This is a genomic window from Planctobacterium sp. AWH2_060, from assembly GCF_056158425.1.
This window is the reverse complement of sequence record NZ_JBSWTG010000001.1, coordinates 4,984,502-5,002,537: the sequence shown is the minus strand read 5'-3', so window position 1 is coordinate 5,002,537 and position 18,036 is coordinate 4,984,502. Positions and strand designations below refer to the sequence as shown.

Genomic DNA, 18,036 nt, shown 5'->3' with positions numbered 1-18,036 from the left:
ATCTAAACCACCAATTGCAATAATTGCGCTGAATCTAATTGCGTTTGTTGTAGCTTTTTCGCCAATTGACCGATATTTCCGGCCCCCTGGGTCATTAAAACGTCGCCATCTTTGAGCACATTCACCAATACTTTAGGTAATTCGGCCAGTGACTCAATATGCACAGGGTCGATACCACCGCGATTGCGAATAGAGCGGCATAATGAACGGCTATCCGCCCCCTCAATGGCTTTTTCACCGGCCGGATAGACATCCAACAACAATAATAAATCCACCTTTGATAATACCCTTACAAAATCTTCATACAGATCCCGGGTTCGGGTAAAACGGTGGGGTTGATAAATCATCACTAGTCGTTTGTCTGGCCAGTTATTGCGCGCCACTTCAATGGTGGCTGCCACCTCAGTTGGATGATGACCATAATCATCCACCAGAATAACTTCGCCCTGATTGACAGGATAATTCCCCAAAATCTCAAATCGGCGTCCGATACCTGCAAAGCTTTGTAAAGCGGACTGAATAGCCTGATCACTGACGCCTTCTGCCGTGGCGACAGCGATAGCCGCAAGGGCATTTTGAATATTGTGTTTACCAGCAAGATTAAGTTGGATCTGCAAATCGGCATGTTGATGACGCTTCACCACAAACTGACACTGATTTAGGCCCAATTGAATATCACAGGCGCGCACATCAGCATCGTCGCTAAATCCATAAGTGGTGTATTGGCGACTGATTCTGGGCAGCAACTCCCGCACAGTATCATCATCAATACACAATACTGCCTGCCCATAAAATGGCAGGTTGTGTAAAAACTCAATATAGGTGTCCTGCATACGCGCAAAGTCACCACCATAGTTTTCCATGTGATCAGGTTCAATGTTGGTGACCACTGCTACCATGGGTTGCAGATGCAAAAAGGACGCATCACTTTCATCGGCTTCAGCAATGAGATAACGACTACTTCCCAGACGTGCATTACTACCGGCGCTGTTAAGTCGCCCACCAATGACAAAGGTTGGGTCCAATTGACCTTCAGCAAAAATGGTGGCCGTCAAACTTGTGGTAGTGGTTTTGCCATGAGTACCAGAAATAGCAATACCATGACGAAAACGCATCAATTCCGCCAGCATTTCTGCCCTGCGAATAATGGGAATGCGTCGCTCATAGGCCGCTTTAATTTCCGGGTTTTCCGGATTAATAGCGCTGGACACCACCACAACATCAGCTTCGATAACATTAGACTCTGCATGGCCTAAGAACACATTGGCGCCACAACTGGTAAGGTGGCGGGTCAGGTTAGACACGTTTAGGTCAGAGCCTGACACTTCGTAACCTTCATTGAGCAATACTTCTGCAATGCCCGCCATGCCGACACCACCAATACCAATAAAGTGAATGCGGCGGATACGCCCCATCACCGGATTTGCAAAGGTTGTACTACCTGGCTGATTCATCGATTGATACCTGCTTGTTCAATACACACATTGGCCACCTTTTCGGTAGCGCTGCGTTCACCACAACTTCTGGCGTTCTTTGAAATTTGAATAATACGCTCTCTTTCTGAATTCAATTTATTTAACACTGTTACTAATTCACCAGACGTCAATTGCGACTGGGGTAACAAAACACCTGCGTCTTTGGCCACCAGATATTGCGCGTTTTTGGTTTGGTGGTCATCCACTGCATGGGGCAATGGCACGAAAATAGCGCACCGACCGGCCAAGGCAATTTCCGAAACGGTCAGAGCACCAGCACGGCATATCACAATATCTGCCCATTCGTAGGCTTCCATCATTTCTTCAATAAAGTCAGCCACTTTGATATTTTCAGAGTTAAGCTGACTCGCTTCATAGGCCTGCAGGACCTCTTCGCTATTGCCTTTTCCGGCCTGATGCCAAACCTGAAAATGCCGATTATCAAGTTGACTCAGAGCTTCAGGCACATGTTGGTTCAATGCCCGGGCTCCCAGGCTACCGCCACAAATCAAAATCCGCAAATCATCCGTTAAAGAAGATTTTTCGCTTATCTGAGCAAATGCCGCACGCACCGGATTGCCAACCTGCTGTTTTTTGCTATTGCCTTCCAGCCAGCCGGCATTATCAAACGCAGTGAGCACTCTTTTCGCTATGCGGGCCAATAACTTATTCGTCATTCCCGGGGCCGCATTTTGCTCGTGCAATACTAATGGAATGCCACTCAACCAGGCGGCAACGCCTCCTGGTCCACTGGCATAACCGCCCATACCCAAAACCACATCAGGTTTGAAACTACGCAGCACTTTTGCCGCTTGCCAGATAGCCCGTAACACTTTGAACGGTGCATTTATCAGGCGCAAAAGACCATTGCCCCTTACCCCTGATATATCAATAAAATTAATGTCAAAGCCATGTTTTGGCACCAACTGAGCTTCCATCCTGTCGGCTGTACCCAGCCATTCCACCTGCCAGCCTTGCTGTTTCAAAAACTCCGCCACTGCCAGGCCAGGAAATACATGCCCTCCAGTACCACCAGCCATTACCAATAAACGATTACTCATCAGAAGCTCGCTCCTGTCGTTTCTTGGTTCTTGCAGTTTTTTTAGCCCGCACTGACGGTTTGCTTAAAGCATGCAGTTTGCCGGTTTTTAATTCAAAATCGATGCGCAACAGAATCGCGATAGCCACCGACATAATAATCAAACTAGAACCACCAGAACTCACCAGAGGTAAAGTCAGACCTTTTGTGGGTAACACACCGGAGCTGGCTCCAACATTGACCGCTGTCTGGAAGCTTATCCAGATACCAATGGCATAGGCCATAAAACCTTCATAAGGACGCTCACTTTGTAATGCCTGACTACCTAACTTGAGCGCTTTGACCACAATAAACAACAACAATCCCAGAATTAACAGCACGCCGAGCAGACCTAGCTCTTCGGCGACTATGGACATGATAAAGTCGGTGTGAGCTTCCGGTAGGAATTCGAGCTTTTGCAAACTATTGCCCAACCCTTCACCCAATAAATTACCACGGCCCCAGGCCATCAAAGACTGAGTTAACTGATATCCGGTTCCGAATGGATCCGCCCAGGGATCGAGAAAGGCGGTTACCCGGCGCATCCGGTACTCTTCCACCACAATCAGAGCGGCAACAGCAGCGATACCGGTAAATGCCAAGCCAAAGAACTGCCATAATTTGGCTCCTGCCAAAAATAGCAAACCAACCGTAGTGGCAAACATAACAATAACGGTTCCCAGGTCGGGCTGCGCCAATAACAACAACGCCAAAATAAAAAATACGATTAGAGGTTTTATAAAGCCTTTCAGGTTTTCAGTCACTTCACCGTAGCGACGCACCATATATCCAGCCAAATAACAGAAGAAATACAGTTTTGCCGGTTCAGCGGCCTGAACCGTAATCGGACCAATAACCAACCAGCGGGTACTGCCGTTTACAGTGCGACCGGCAAACAACACCAGAATCAATAGGCCAATAGCAAAAAACAGCAAATAGGCATTGGTTTTCTGCCACCAACTCATGGGGATCATCATGGCCACCAGGGCAGCCATCGCTGAAATAATTAAATAGATGGTATGTCTGATGGCAAAGTGAAACGGATTATTAAATAGTCGCTCTGCCACAGGCATAGAAGCTGAAGTTACCATGATTAAACCTATGGTCATCAACGCTAAAGCGGCCATCAAGAGTCCGATATCATAGGGACGCTGAGGACCGGCTTTATCATGACGCCAGGCAAACAAATCAGGTAAATAACTGGAAGACACTTGCATCAGGATAATGCCTCCACAGCTTCAGCAAAGACTTCACCTCTTTGCTGATAATTGGCAAACATATCCAGACTGGCACAAGCCGGAGACAGCAGCACCATATCTCCTGAACGCGCACCCTGCGCTGCTACCTGCACCGCTTTTTGTAAGGATTCAACAGGGATACTGTTGTCTTTTAATGCTGCAATGCTGTCCCCGTCTTTACCAAAGGTGATCAGGTGTTGCACATCTGTTTGAAGCAGGCTGCGCAAAGGACTGACGTCAGCCTGTTTCGCATCCCCCCCAGCCAATAACCATAAATCACCGTCAACAACAGGACGTAACCCCTGAATTGCCGCGATAGTGGCACCAACATTCGTGGCCTTAGAATCATTGACCCAGCTCACATTATTGCGTCTGGCTACCAACTGGCAGCGATGTGGCAAACCCTCAAAGGCTCTCAGCGCCTGTTGAATAAACTGGTCAGCAATACCCGAATACCTGGCGATAATGCAGGCGGCCTGGGCATTGAGCAGATTGTGAACTCCGCTTATCTTTAATTCTTCTGCCATTAAATATGGCTGTCCATCTAAGGTGATGGCAGCCGGAGACATTTGCAAGCCAAAACCTTGCTCTGTCTTAACGTCTGTAATAAACGCATCAACCTTTACATCGTCTGTGTAGGTGTTTCGGTCCAGACTATTGGCCAATTTAAAATCCGCATTATCAAAAATAGAATGCTTCGCCTGACAATAAGCTTCAAAATCCGGATAACGGTCCATGTGATCTTCGCAGACGTTTAGCACCGCCGCAGCGCTCAGAGGAATATTGGCGGCAGTTTCCAACTGAAAACTAGACAGCTCTAACACAGCAACATCAAAATCCGTTTCTAATAAATCCAGTGCCGGTAACCCGATGTTACCTCCACAAGCCACTTTTTTGCCGGCGGTCAGCCATATTCTTTCCAACATGCTGACTACGGTCGATTTACCATTCGAACCAGTAACTCCGATAATAGGCGCATCACAATTAGCAGCAAAAAGGGCAATGTCGCCCAGTACCTGACAGCCGTTGGCAATTGCCCACTGGATGGCAGGCGTACTCAGCGCCATGCCTGGACTGAGCAGAATCAGATCAAAATCAGCAAACTGCTCTGTCGTAAACGGCCCAAAATGACAAGGGATAGCAAAAGCACTTTGCTCCAGATTGCGGGTGTCAAAACCCGTTGCAGAGATGCCATGGCGCAACAAAAAGCGCGCGCAAGACTGACCAGAAAGGCCCATCCCCACAATCGCGATTTTTTTGTTTTTCAGTTGCGACACATTCATCTAGCTATTACCTTAGTTTCAATGTGGCCAGGCCAATCAGCACCAGGATCAAGGAGATAATCCAGAAACGCACAATAACCCGAGGTTCTGGCCAGCCCTTAAGTTCATAGTGGTGATGCAACGGCGCCATGCGGAAAATGCGCTGCCCGCGCAGTTTATAAGAGCCCACTTGCAAAATCACAGACAGAGTTTCCATTACAAAGACACCGCCCATAATCACCAGTACCAATTCCTGGCGTACCAAAACCGCTAAAATACCCAGTGCTCCACCTAACGCCAGTGACCCTACATCACCCATGAAGACCATTGCGGGATAGGTGTTGAACCATAAAAATCCGAGTCCGGCACCCACAATAGCCGTACACACCACCACCAACTCGCTGGTCAGTGGGATATAAGGTAATTGCAGATATTCAGAGAAATTGACGTTACCGGTCACATAAGCAAAAATAGCCAAAGCGCCTGCCACTAAAATAGTGGGAACTATCGCCAGACCATCCAGACCATCTGTCAGATTGACGGCATTACTGGTTCCCACAATGACAAAATAGGCCATGACCACAAAAAATAATCCCAGTTGTGGCATCACTTCTTTAAAAAATGGCACCAACAGCGCGGTTTCTGCTGCTGACTGGCTGTTGGCATAGAGATAAAAAGCCACCACTATAGCGATGACCGATTGCCAGAAATACTTCCATTTGGCAATCAGGCCTTTGGGATCTTTGCGCACCACTTTGCGGTAGTCATCAACAAAGCCAATAATGCCGTAACCTACGATAATCGCCAGAGTTACCCAAACGTATCTATTGCTCAAATCGGCCCATAACAGAACACTCAGAACAATAGCCGCTAAGATCAAAAGCCCACCCATAGTAGGAGTGCCGGATTTACTTAAATGGGATTGCGGGCCGTCACTACGCACCGTTTGGCCAATCTGTAAACGTTGCAACCAACGAATCATTTTGGGCCCCAACAACACAGCAATCAGCAAGGCCGTCAGCGTACTTAAAATGGCTCGCATCGTTAAATAAGAAAATACATTAAAGCCTGCATCAAACTGCTGCAGCCATTCGGCTAACCAAATCAACATGCGATGCGCTCCCTTGAGCGTTCAAACTTTCCCAAAGGTGATTCCTCCAGGGCCTTAACCACATTCTCCATCCGGGCGCTTCGGGAGCCTTTGATGAGAATAGTAATGTCTTGTTTTTCGTATGCCAGTTGCTCATTGAGGCTGGCAACTAGTTCCCCCAGGTCAGAAAAATGATGACCGGATGAGCCAAACACATCACTGGCACTTTGGCTTAACACCCCTAACGAGTAAAAATCATTAACACCTTTCTGCTGAGCGTATTCGCCAACTTTTTCGTGGTAGTAACGCGCCTTTTCACCCAACTCGCCCATATCCCCCAAAATGGCGATACGCCGGCCGGGAAAACTACTTAACACGTCAATGGCGGCATTCACTGAAGCGACATTGGCATTATAGGTATCATCCAGAATGCGGATTTTATTGCTTAGTTCTTTGACATTTAAGCGGCCAGCCACCTGCTTTAACTGCCTTAAACCGGTGGCCACTTGCTCTAAGCTGGCGCCTACTTCCATAGCCAGCGCGGCTGCTACTAAAGCGTTGTTGACATTGTGGATGCCTGGCAAGGTCAACCAGATGCTGGTTTTCCCCTGAGGGGTACACAAATCAAACTGTGCACAACCATCCAGGCTGACAATGACGTCTTCCGGGTAGAAATCACCATTTCCGGCTTCCATGGAAAAAGTACAGGTGCGCTTTTCGCTTAACTTGCCAAACCAATACTCAAAAAACTGACTGTCTTTGTTCAGAATGGCCAGGCCTTCGCTTTGCAGGCCATTAAAGATCTCACTTTTCGCCCTGGCTACCCCAAACAGTGAGCCAAAGCCCTCCAGGTGGGCGGCCGAGGCATTAACTATGGTGGATACATCTGGTTGTGCTAAAGAACAGGTGTAATTAATCTCACCGAGGTGATTTGCACCCATTTCAATGACCGCAAATTCGTGGCTTTTGTCCAGGCGCAACAGCGTCAGCGGTACGCCGATTTCATTGTTAAAATTACCATTAGTGGCCAACACATTGCCTTTTAGCGACAAAATCGAAGCCACCATTTCTTTGACTGTGGTTTTACCGGAACTGCCGGTGATCCCAACGGTTTTAGGCGCTACTTCATCGCGCACTGCTTTGCCCAAGGCACCCAATGCCAGTCGGGTATCTTCCACCAGGATTGTGGGCAATGAAGTTGGTACTGGTTTACTGATGATAACGGCTGCAGCGCCTGCGGTTTCCGCTAAATCAATAAAGTCATGGGCATCAAAATTTGGCCCTTTCAGTGCGATAAATAAGCTGCCAGCCTCAATACTACGCGTATCGGTGCTGACCTTATCTATAAGGATATCCTGACCATTCAATGTTCCCTGAACGTTTTGTGCAATCCAGGACAAAGATACTTCAATCATGATGCCACCTTGTAGAGTGATTTTATAAATAGTCTTTCGTCGTAATCAGTAACCAGGTCGCCGATTACCTGTGATGTCTCATGTCCTTTACCTGCCAATACAATCAGGTCGCCAACCTGTCCTTGAGAAACCGCCCATTTAATGGCTTTTTTCCTGTCGGTTTCCACATAAACTTTGTGATGCTCTGGCATCCCTTGCAGAATATCGGCAATGATATCCTGGGGATTTTCGTTGCGCACATTATCATTGGTTAACACAACGTAATCTGAATCCTGATAAGCTACCTGCCCCATTTGTGACCGCTTGCCTTTATCTCGATCGCCGCCACAACCAAATACGCAATAAAGTTGTCCCGCACAATGGGCTTTCATAGAAGTCAGTATTTTATGTAACGCATCAGGCGTGTGGGCGTAGTCCACAACAATGTCTGGTTTACCAGAAGCCCGGAAAAACTCCGCCCGCCCAGCAACAGGGACTAATTGTTTGGCGGCGTTCAGTACATCCTGGAAGCTCCGACCAAAGGCTACCTGAGTAGCAATTGCACTGAGCACATTCAAAATATTAAACTCGCCATACATAGGAAGCTTCAAATGACCTTCGCCCCAACTGCTGTGTACCCGAAATTCGATACCTTCAGCGGTATAGGATATATCATCAGCAAAACAGTAGTCGTGAGGCAAACTGCTTAATTCAGACAAACCAATTAGCGTCACAGAAACCTCAGCCGGCTTAAAGCGCAGCCAGTTGTTGTGTTCCGGATCATTTTGATTCAACACCAGGGTTTGCAATCCCGGCTGCTGCAGCAACAAACGTTTAGCACTGGCATATTCTTCCATCGAGCCGTGGTAATCCAGGTGATCCCGCGACAGATTAGTAAACACAGCAACCCGGGTATTAACCTGTTTAATTCGTCCCTGCACCAAAGCATGACTAGAGGCTTCAAATGCTAGGTCAGATGCGCCCGCTTGCGCCGCCTGCCAGGCAAGGCGTTGAATAGCAACCGGATCCGGTGTGGTGTTTTTGGTACTCTGTAAATCCTTTAATGTCCCTTGTCCAAGCGTACCTGCGAACCACGCTGGCTTTTGCAATGCATCGCTCAACTGACTGATAAAATGGGTAGTGGAAGTTTTGCCGTTTGTGCCCGTAACTGCGACGGTATTGAGGCTTTCTGTTGGGTGTCCAAAAAACACCGCAGCCAAAGCTGAAAGCTGCTCATATAACCGATAAAAACTGATGATCAGCGAGTGCTCGCGCATAGACATAGCGCCATGCTCTGCTTCATTATCCGTTTCAGCTAAAATAACTTTTGCCCCCAGACTGACCGCCTGTGGGATGAAGTCACGACCATCCAGGTTGTGACCCGCTACCGCTAAAAAACCTTTGTGGATCGCCACTTCGCGACTATCCAAAACCAGATCTTCGATCTCCAATTCTGGAGCATCGATAGCAAAGGGTTTCAGTAGTTGTTGCAGATTGCACAGATTAGTATCAGGAGTCATTGTTTTTACTCCTGATTGCCGCTAGCGAAGAAACTGATTTATCATCCGGCGGAACGTTAAGCATTTGCAGCGTGCCAGACATGACTCTGGAAAACACCGGTGCAGCCGTATCACCAGAGTGATACAGATCACCACCTGGCTCGTTTATTAAAACCACTACCGCCACTTGCGGATCTGAAACGGGCGCCAATCCGGCGAAAATATTCACGTATTCTTCACCATACCCGCCTGGCACAGCTTTACGACTGGTTCCGGTTTTTCCAGCAACGCGGTAACCCGGCACCTGGGCTTTTTTGCCGGTGCCGGAATCTGACACTACCTGCTCCATCATTTCAATGACAGCACCGGCTGTTTGTGCAGATAAAGCTCTTTCACCCTGAGTGGGTTGTTCTGATTTGATAATGCTTAAAGGGCGTCTTACTCCACCGTTTGCTAACGTAGAGTACATGCGCGCTAACTGCAGTGTGGTGACCGCGATACCATAACCAAAAGACAAACTGGCCACTTCGTGATCAGACCAACGAGAACGCTCATGGAAAATACCGCCGCTTTCACCAATAAGATTGCTGCCGGTATCACCAATCAGGCCCACATCATAATAGGTATCCAAAAACTGTCTTCTGGGGATCGAAAAGGCCAATTTGGAGGTGCCCATATTACTGGATTTTTTTACGATTTCAGTGAGATCTAAGACACCGTAGTTGCGCGGGTCACGCACGTAAGCCCCACCAATGCGCATCCAACCCGGCGAGGTATCGATCTGAGTATCCAGCTCTACACTGCCAAACTCCAGAGCGCTTACCACTGCCAGAGGTTTAACCGATGATCCGGGTTCAAAAGTATCAGTAACCGCGCGATTGCGAATGCGATGGGCAGGCACACCTTGTCGATTATTGGGATTAAAAGAAGGGCTATTGACCAGCGCAAGTATCTCTCCAGTGTGAACGTCTGCAACAACGGCGGAACCGGATGTAGCCTGCAACAAGCTAACAGCACGCTTAACTTCTTTATAAGCTAAAGCCTGTATTCGCTGGTCAATAGTTAACTGGATGTTCTGTGGCTTTTTACCCGACTCTTCGGAGTGCAGCTCTACCTGACGCCCTTTGGCATCGATACTCACTTCTCTGCGGTCTGGTGTACCACTTAAAATTTCGTTGTAAATACGTTCTATACCTTCCAGGCCTTTGTCATCAACATCAGTGAACCCTATCAGGTGTGCTGAGACTTCTCCGGCAGGATAGTAACGTCGTGATTCTTCACGTAAATAAACGCCCGGAATATTCAACTGTGCGACATAATCCGCCATTGCCGGGGAAACCTGGCGTTGAATATATACAAAGCGTTTCTCGGGATTTTTAACCCGGTTTAAAATACGATCAACATCCTGACCAATAACATCTGCCAGGGCCTGCCAGCGTCTTTTGGATTGCAGAGCGTTATTTTCATGAATCGTTTTAGGATCAGCCCAGATAGCTCTGACCGGAACACTCACCGCCAACTCTTCGCCATTGCGGTCCAGTATCAAGCCACGGTGCACCCGAGTCTTTCTCACTCGTTCTGTTCTGCTATCCCCTTTTTTTACCAACATATCTGGATCAATCACCTGAATGTAGGCGGCTCTGACAGCGAGTCCTACAAAAACCAGACAGATCAGACTTAATACTGTGATAAATCGCCACTGCACCGTTGTAGGCTTAGGAATTTTTTTGTTTTTAATCGCCGCAGCCATTACTTCACCCTCACTACAACTTCTTCTTCAGGATTAGGCCGATACATGTCTAATTGCTCTTTAACCAGAGACTCAATGCGATTGTGCTCAGTTAACGCGCCCTGCTCCAGGATGAGATTGCGCCACTCAACATCTAGGCGATCCCGCTCCTGCAGGGCCTTTTCTTTTTCGATCAACAACTGACGATTGCTATGAGAACTGAGAATAACCGCAATCGCGCTAATCAATACCGCTGTAAACAACAACACTCGTAACAGGTTACGAGTGATGTCAGTGAGTATAATAGTGACCAGATTGAAGTTATTTGTCATAGCTTCTCCGCCACTCTGAGTACCGAGCTTCTGGCCCGCACATTGCGTTTTATTTCACTTTCATCTGGCTTAATCGCCTTGCCTATTAAACGCAATTTTTTACTGGCATTAATTTCTTCTTGCCTGATGGGCAAACCATGAGGAACCTGCATTCCACGGCTTAAATCCCGCATGAAGCGTTTAACGTACCTGTCCTCCAAAGAGTGAAAGCTAATCACAGCCAGACGACCATCGGGTGCTAATACTTGCAGCGCTGAAGCTAAACCGCGCTCAATTTCACCCAACTCATCATTGATAAAAATGCGAATCCCCTGAAAGGCTCGGGTTGCAGGATGCTTAAATTTATCTTTTACAGGCACAGCCTGATCGATTAATTGCGCCAATTGCAAGGTACTGGTTAGCGGCTTTTCGTCACGGGTAGTCACGATTGCATGCGCTATGCGCTTACCAAATTTCTCTTCACCAAACTCCTTAATTACTCGGGTAATATCCGCTTCATCCGCCGAATTTAGCCATTCACTGGCACTGACCCCTTTACTGGTATCCATGCGCATATCCAGTGGCCCGTCTTTCATAAAGCTGAAGCCACGACCGGCATCATCCAGCTGCGGTGAAGAAACGCCTAAATCCATTAGGACGCCGTCAATTTTCCCCAGCAAACCGAGGTCCGTAAGGGCAGAAACCATTTCGGAAAACGCGGAATGTACGATTTGAAAACGACTGTCGTCGGCGAAAGCCTTTGCCGCTTCAATGGCCATGGGATCACGATCAAACGCAATTAAACGGCCATTTTCACCTAGCTTTTCCAAAATTAAACGGGAGTGACCACCTCGACCAAACGTCGCATCTACATAGATCCCGTCTTTTTTAATGGCCAATGCATCGATAGATTCATGCAGCAGCACTGATGTGTGGGTAAAAGTGCTGGCCATTATAATGAAAAGTCCTGTAAACGTTCGGTAAGTTCGAAGCCGGCATCCTGTTCGGTAGCAATATCCGATTGGATCTGCTGTTCCCAGGTACTGGTGTTCCAAATTTCGAATTTGTTAAGTTGCCCCACCAACATGATTTCTTTGGTGAGATCGGCGTGTTGTCTGAGAGGTGCGGAAAGTAGAAATCGACCACTTTTGTCCATCTCGCCTTCATTCGCATAGCCCAACAGCAAGCGCTGTAAGCGACGTTCATGCGGATTCATGCTGGATAGACGACTGAGTTTCAACTCGATTTCTTCCCATTCAGAAAGTGGGTAAAGCAGCAAGCAGGGTTGTTGAGTGTCTATTGTACAAACTAATTGTCCCTGACAATCATCCAGAAGCGACTGACGATACCTTGTTGGTATCGTCACCCGGCCTTTAGTGTCCAGATTGATTGCGTTAGCGCCGCGGAACATTCCCCTAGCCCAAAAGTTTTTATTGTTTTTAGAAAGGCATGGTAGACACTAAAAAATCCACTTTATGCCACTTTTACCCACAATTCACAGTTTAGGAACCACACCATGCCCCTGTCAAGTCAATTTCAGCTTATTTTCCCCACTATTTAGGGGTGGGGATTTGTGGATCATTTGAAGTAGTTGAAATTACAGAGGTTTTGTCCTGAGATTATTTTTTGAGCAGAGAGCGAGAAAAGCGGGCTGAATTACACTATCTTTGAACAAGCAGATTTAAATCCAGCTAAATCAGAAAAACATCCTCTGTGAATCAAGCTAAAATTGTGACCTGAATAAAAATAAAGTAACCTAGTCTTATATAAGATAACAATTATCCGGATGACCATATAAGCCGGACCAAATTAATGACAACGTTGAGTGAGAAAATTAATGAGTTTCAATAATTGTATTTTAGCCATCGATCAGGGTACGACATCGACTCGCGCCATTGTCTTTAGTGATAAAGGCAAGATACTGTGTAGTGCGCAAGAAGAGTTCACTCAACACTATCCCCACGACGGCTGGGTAGAGCACGATCCAGAAGAGATTTGGAATACCACATTAAATGTTTGCCAAGCCGCGCTGCAACAGGCTAAACAACAGTCAGCTAACGTAGTTACCATTGGTATAACCAACCAGCGGGAAACCACCCTGGTGTGGGATAAAGCCACCGGCAAACCGGTTTATAATGCTATCGTCTGGCAAGACCGACGCACCGCCGCCCTATGCGACAACTTGCGCACCGATGAAACCCTCGCCCAAGTTCAATCAAAATCTGGCTTGTTACTGGACCCCTATTTCTCCGCCACTAAAGCGGCGTGGATTCTGGATAATGTGGAAGGTGCAAGGCAACGAGCCGAAGCCGGGGAATTAGCATTCGGAACCATAGATTGCTTCCTGATCTGGCGTTTAACTGGCGGCAAACAACACCTCACCGATGTCACCAATGCCAGCAGAACTAACTTATATAACATCCACACCTTACAGTGGGACGAAGAACTACTCACTTTGTTTAATGTTCCTGGTGCGATGTTACCAGAAGTCAAAGAGTGCGCCGATGACTATGGCATGACAGATCCTGCATTATTTGGTGAAGCTATCGCCATCAATGGTGTTGCCGGTGATCAGCAGGCAGCCAGTGTCGGACAGTGCTGTTTTGAAACCGGTAATATAAAGAGTACTTACGGTACAGGTTGTTTTGTACTGCTTAACACCGGGGAGCAAGTACTAAACTCGAAAAACAATCTGCTTTCTACGATCGCCTATCAGATCAATGGCAAAGTACATTATGCGCTGGAAGGGTCTATTTTTATTGCAGGCGCAGCGGTGCAGTGGCTGCGAGATGGTATCGGGGTTATTGCAAAAGCCAGTGAAACTGAAAAAATGGCTCAAACCCTGGATTATGATCACGGTGTGTATATGGTCCCGGCTTTTGCTGGTCTGGGTGCGCCCTATTGGGAGCCATTAGCCAGAGGAGCCATTTACGGCATGACCAGAGCCACCTCGCCCGCTCATTTCGCCCGTGCAGCATTGGAGTCGGTTGCTTATCAAACTTTTGATTTGCTGGAAGCCATGTCACAGGATGGCGTTACGCCAACAGCCATCAATGTCGATGGCGGAATGGTGGCCAATAATTGGGTGTGTCAGTTTATCAGTGATGTCCTGAATATTGATGTTACCCGTCCTGAAATCATGGAAACCACCGCTTTAGGTGCGGCTTACCTGGCGGGTTTAAAGGCTGGTATTTACAGCTCTACAGAGGCATTAAGCGAGATGCACAACATTGAGCAAGTGTTTAATCCGGCCATGACTCCTGACACCAGATACAACCTGTTATCAGGCTGGAAAGCTGCCATCCAAAGCACATTACAGTTTTCGTCTTAGGAGGCCTGTCATTCAGGGTGCGAGTTTGAATGCCGATTTTGCAAGAGTCTAAATCGGCATTCACTACGTTCAAAGTCAGACCTTCTACAAATGCATCCTTGTTGCCAATCTTCAGGTTTACCTGCACTTTAGCCTTGTCTCGCGAATGGGCCTGATTAGACCGGACTTCGAACACTGCAAAGGCGAGTTATTTAATAAAGTTTAGATGAGTGTCATATTTAAACTAAAGTTTAGATGGGTGTCATGTTTAAATCTACGACGGGTTGTTGAAATTACTGTGGGTTCGACTTGAGCTACAGGGATGTAGTGAATGCCGATCTTGCAGGAGCAAAATCTGCCAGTCGGACAACTATGGTTGAATTTAACAACGGTGTCTGAATAAATTCAGACCTACATAGATCCTACAGCCAATCTTCAGGTTTACCTGCACTTTAGCTTTGTCTCGCGAATGGGCCTGATTAGACCGGACTTCGAACACTGCAAAGGCGAGTTATTTAATAAAGTTTAGATGAGTGTCATATTTAAACTAAAGTTTAGATGGGTGTCATGTTTAAATCTACGACGGGTTGTTGAAATTACTGTGGGTTCGACTTGAGCTACAGGGATGTAGTGAATGCCGATCTTGCAGGAGCAAAATCTGCCAGTCGGACAACTATGGTTGAATTTAACAACGGTGTCTGAATAAATTCAGACCTACATAGATCCTACAGCCAATCTTCAGGTTTACCTGCACTTTAGCTTTGTCTCGCGAATGGGCCTGATTAGACCGGACTTCGATCAAGACAACTACGGGTTGTTCAACAACGTTTAGATGGGTGTCATGTTTAAATTTAGATGGGTGTCATGTTTAAATTTACTTTGGTTGATTTTAGCAACGGCGTCTGAATAAATTCAGACCTACAGGTGTTAGTATTTAGTCAGCCGTTATAAAAACATATCTCATTGATATTTATAATTAATCTTCCTTAAAACCTGGTCTACTTCGACCGAACCTGGTAAAATTAACATCAGTTTCTGGTCGAAACAGACTACGGTTTTATGATAAAAGACAGCCCCAAAACTTCACGACAAAGTGGCTTTTTTGACCTCATTTCTCAGCTCGACGAAAAACATCCACTATTGTTGCTCGCCGATGAAATTGACTGGGATTTTCTGAATGAAAAGTTATCTGTGTTTTACAGTGATAAAGGCCGCCCCGGGAAACCCATCCGGCTCATGTGTGGTCTGTTGATGTTGAAACAGATGTACAACCTCAGTGATGACAATACCATCGCTCAATGGATGATGAATCCTTATTACCAGGCGTTTTGTGGGGAAGTCGCTTTTCAGACTGAGCCACCCTGTTGCCGCACCGAAATCACGGCTTTCCGCCAGCGGATTGGAGAAGAGGGTATCAACGCCATTTTTGCTGTTTCTGTGGCATTACATCAACAGGATGTGGAAGAAGATAAAGTACTCGTCGATACCACGGTACAGGAAAAAGCCATCACTTATCCCACGGACACAAAACTCGCCATTAAGATCATCAATCGGCTCAATAAGCTGGCTAAAAAACACGGTGTAAAGCAACGCCGGACTTATGTGAAAGAAGTCAAAGAGTTACGTTTACAGTGTCGCCACTTTCGTCACCCCAAAGTACGGGGAAAAGCCAGAAGAGCCCTGAAACGTCTGCGCACTATCGCAGGAACACTACTCAGAGAATTGCAACGTAAATTGCCTGCACAACTCCTGTCAGAACAGAAGGATAACTTTGCTCTGTATGAAAAAGTGCTGGCACAACAACCCAAAGACAAAAACAAGATCTACAGCCTGCATGAGCCGGGGGTGTATTGTGTTGGCAAAGGTAAGGACCATAAACCATACGAATACGGCAGAAAAGCCTCCGTGGTATCCACTTTAGAAGGACAGGTCATCATCGGTGTGGCAAGTCATGACGAAAACATCCATGACAGCAAAACGCTGGAATCGGCTCTGAAACATGCCCGTCAACATCGGAAGAACCCGATAGCAATGGCAATAGCAGACAGAGGCTATCGCGGAGCACAGCAGTATGTTTGCGAAGAGGTTCTGCTTCCCAAACCGCCGCTAAAAAGAGACAACGCGTATCAGCGTCAGAAGAAACGAAAGTTGTGTCAGAAGAGAGCAGCGATAGAGCCGATTATAGGGCATCTGAAACAGGACTTTCGCCTTAGCCGCAACTGGTTAAGAGATAGTTTGGGCGATGCGATCAATCTGTTAATGTCAGCCAGTGCCTGGAATCTTCAAAAGCGGATGAAGGTGCTTTTTTTGGCTTTAATTTATGTCGCGATCAGAGCTGCTATCGCAGCTCTGTCACGATATCTCATCCGGAAAAAATATTGAGATAATTTGGTACGCTCGTTAGGTGTTTTTAAAGTCACAGGGTTCAGCAAAAAGTACTTTTATAACGTCTGACTATTTAATTTGTAAGCTCGACCTGAGTCTAACCAGGACCAGGTAAATGCCGATATTGCAGGAGTAAAATCGGCAGGTAAGAAAGTATTCGTGAACTTGCCCAGCCAATCAATTACCCCATCACAATACTTCATTTTGTAACACTTTAGTTAAATCTCGTGGAACCGATATACTATAATAGTAGAGTTCCACGAGGGTGTTCGCTTGAATTTAAAAAATGCAGCAGTTGGCAAAATCAGTGCCGCAATCAGTGTATTAGCACTGACGAGCCTGCTATGTGTTTCTGCAAATGCCTCACAAACTTATTTCCACAAAGAAGAAACCGCCAATAAGGTGCAGTTGCGTTACCGCTGGCAAGATTATTACGGTACCCATCGCAGTCTCAGCTTCGAATTAGACAAAGCGCAAATAGCCACACAAACCAAGCAAAATAAGTCTTATCGTCCTGAAATCGCCCAGCGTTATGTGTTTATGGAATTGCAGCGCAAAGCGCAATCTATCAACCCGAAAGAAGCACGGGTTAAATTTCGTCCCAGAAATAATGAACTACAAATCGAAGTTAAAAGCCGTTCCGAGCAGATGGTAGAAAAGTGGACCAATGAACTGGCTATGGAACGAGAGGCAGCATTTGATCGCTACCTTGAAATGAACTATTACAGCCGCTATGTCAGTCCTTATGGGCAAACCGGCGTAAAGCCAGATCATATTCGCTTTGTTAATGATGCGGTCACTGCGCTATTGCCCGCCTCTCAGGCACTTTATGAGTTGATGGATGACGACAGCACTTCCAGGGCCTATGTCAACATGATCCTTAGCTGGGTTCAGAGTATTCCTTACAACGATCTGGAAGATCGCATGACCTCCAATGGCGCAGGCTACTTACCACCATCAGAAGTACTGCTAACCAACAAAGGTGACTGCGACAGCAAAGCCACCCTGACCGCAGCATTGTTGCGCTCCTTATTGCCTAACCTACATATGACGATTGTGTACCTACCCAATCACGCGCTGCTGGGTGCGAACCTGCCTCATTTTGACGGTGAAGAAAAAGTCACGGAAGGCGGAATTGATTATTTATTACTGGACCCGACGGGCCCTAAACTGATGAAGGTAGGTGAAGTTTCTGACGAAACCGCCAGATACATTAACAATGATATGTTTAAAATTGACAAGTTACCTGGTCAGATAAAATAACG

General features: G+C 46.8%; 14 protein-coding genes. 3 read left to right on the top strand and 11 right to left on the bottom strand.

Annotation, left to right across the window (positions count from 1 at the left end; genetic code table 11):
* Positions 1 to 2: 2 nt before the first annotated feature.
* Genes murC through mraZ form a run of 11 tightly spaced genes read right to left on the bottom strand, consistent with a single transcriptional unit; the run spans position 3 to position 12,487 of the window.
* Positions 3 to 1,454: a UDP-N-acetylmuramate--L-alanine ligase gene (gene murC, locus ACXAD8_RS21630; RefSeq protein WP_475232350.1), complete on the bottom strand. Its 1,452-nt coding sequence runs from the start codon at positions 1,452 to 1,454 to the stop codon at positions 3 to 5.
* The gene (gene murG, locus ACXAD8_RS21625) at positions 1,451 to 2,536 is read right to left on the bottom strand and encodes an undecaprenyldiphospho-muramoylpentapeptide beta-N-acetylglucosaminyltransferase (RefSeq protein WP_475232349.1); all 1,086 of its coding nucleotides are present in this window, start codon (positions 2,534 to 2,536) and stop codon (positions 1,451 to 1,453) included. Before murG ends, murC begins: the two co-directional genes overlap by 4 nt.
* Positions 2,529 to 3,770, bottom strand: coding sequence for a cell division protein FtsW (ftsW, locus tag ACXAD8_RS21620; RefSeq protein ID WP_475232347.1), 1,242 nt, complete (start codon positions 3,768 to 3,770; stop codon positions 2,529 to 2,531). Before ftsW ends, murG begins: the two co-directional genes overlap by 8 nt.
* Positions 3,770 to 5,074, bottom strand: coding sequence for a UDP-N-acetylmuramoyl-L-alanine--D-glutamate ligase (gene murD / locus ACXAD8_RS21615; RefSeq protein ID WP_475232345.1), 1,305 nt, complete (start codon positions 5,072 to 5,074; stop codon positions 3,770 to 3,772). The genes ftsW and murD overlap by 1 nt, the downstream gene beginning before the upstream one ends.
* Before the next feature lie 7 nt (positions 5,075 to 5,081).
* Positions 5,082 to 6,164 carry a phospho-N-acetylmuramoyl-pentapeptide-transferase gene (gene mraY, locus ACXAD8_RS21610; RefSeq protein ID WP_475232343.1) on the bottom strand — a complete coding sequence of 361 codons (1,083 nt, stop codon included), beginning with the start codon at positions 6,162 to 6,164 and terminating at the stop codon, positions 5,082 to 5,084.
* Positions 6,158 to 7,558, bottom strand: coding sequence for a UDP-N-acetylmuramoyl-tripeptide--D-alanyl-D-alanine ligase (locus ACXAD8_RS21605; RefSeq protein ID WP_475232341.1), 1,401 nt, complete (start codon positions 7,556 to 7,558; stop codon positions 6,158 to 6,160). The genes mraY and ACXAD8_RS21605 overlap by 7 nt, the downstream gene beginning before the upstream one ends.
* On the bottom strand, positions 7,555 to 9,057 hold the full coding sequence (locus ACXAD8_RS21600; RefSeq protein ID WP_475232339.1) for a UDP-N-acetylmuramoyl-L-alanyl-D-glutamate--2,6-diaminopimelate ligase: 1,503 nt from the start codon (positions 9,055 to 9,057) through the stop codon (positions 7,555 to 7,557). The genes ACXAD8_RS21605 and ACXAD8_RS21600 overlap by 4 nt, the downstream gene beginning before the upstream one ends.
* Complete coding sequence (locus ACXAD8_RS21595) at positions 9,047 to 10,786, bottom strand: peptidoglycan D,D-transpeptidase FtsI family protein (RefSeq protein WP_475232337.1); 1,740 nt, start codon at positions 10,784 to 10,786, stop codon at positions 9,047 to 9,049. The genes ACXAD8_RS21600 and ACXAD8_RS21595 overlap by 11 nt, the downstream gene beginning before the upstream one ends.
* Entirely contained in the window at positions 10,786 to 11,097 is a 312-nt protein-coding gene (ftsL, locus tag ACXAD8_RS21590) for a cell division protein FtsL (RefSeq protein ID WP_475232335.1), read from the bottom strand. The genes ACXAD8_RS21595 and ftsL overlap by 1 nt, the downstream gene beginning before the upstream one ends.
* Positions 11,094 to 12,029 (bottom strand): 16S rRNA (cytosine(1402)-N(4))-methyltransferase RsmH, encoded by a 936-nt coding sequence (gene rsmH, locus ACXAD8_RS21585; protein ID WP_475232333.1) that lies wholly within the window; start codon positions 12,027 to 12,029, stop codon positions 11,094 to 11,096. Before rsmH ends, ftsL begins: the two co-directional genes overlap by 4 nt.
* Positions 12,029 to 12,487 carry a division/cell wall cluster transcriptional repressor MraZ gene (mraZ, locus tag ACXAD8_RS21580; protein WP_475232331.1) on the bottom strand — a complete coding sequence of 153 codons (459 nt, stop codon included), beginning with the start codon at positions 12,485 to 12,487 and terminating at the stop codon, positions 12,029 to 12,031. The genes rsmH and mraZ overlap by 1 nt, the downstream gene beginning before the upstream one ends.
* A gap of 426 nt (positions 12,488 to 12,913) precedes the next feature.
* Here mraZ and glpK point away from each other — a divergent pair, with 426 nt between their 5' ends.
* From glpK to ACXAD8_RS21565, 3 genes are all read left to right on the top strand, one after another.
* A complete protein-coding gene (glpK, locus tag ACXAD8_RS21575) occupies positions 12,914 to 14,407 on the top strand; it encodes a glycerol kinase GlpK (RefSeq protein ID WP_475232329.1) in 1,494 nt (497 codons plus the stop codon).
* Positions 14,408 to 15,445: 1,038 nt separating this feature from the next.
* A complete protein-coding gene (locus ACXAD8_RS21570) occupies positions 15,446 to 16,768 on the top strand; it encodes an IS5 family transposase (RefSeq protein WP_475232264.1) in 1,323 nt (440 codons plus the stop codon).
* Between the two features lie 276 nt (positions 16,769 to 17,044).
* Positions 17,045 to 18,034, top strand: coding sequence for a transglutaminase-like domain-containing protein (locus ACXAD8_RS21565; RefSeq protein WP_475232327.1), 990 nt, complete (start codon positions 17,045 to 17,047; stop codon positions 18,032 to 18,034).
* The last annotated feature ends 2 nt before the right edge of the window (positions 18,035 to 18,036 follow it).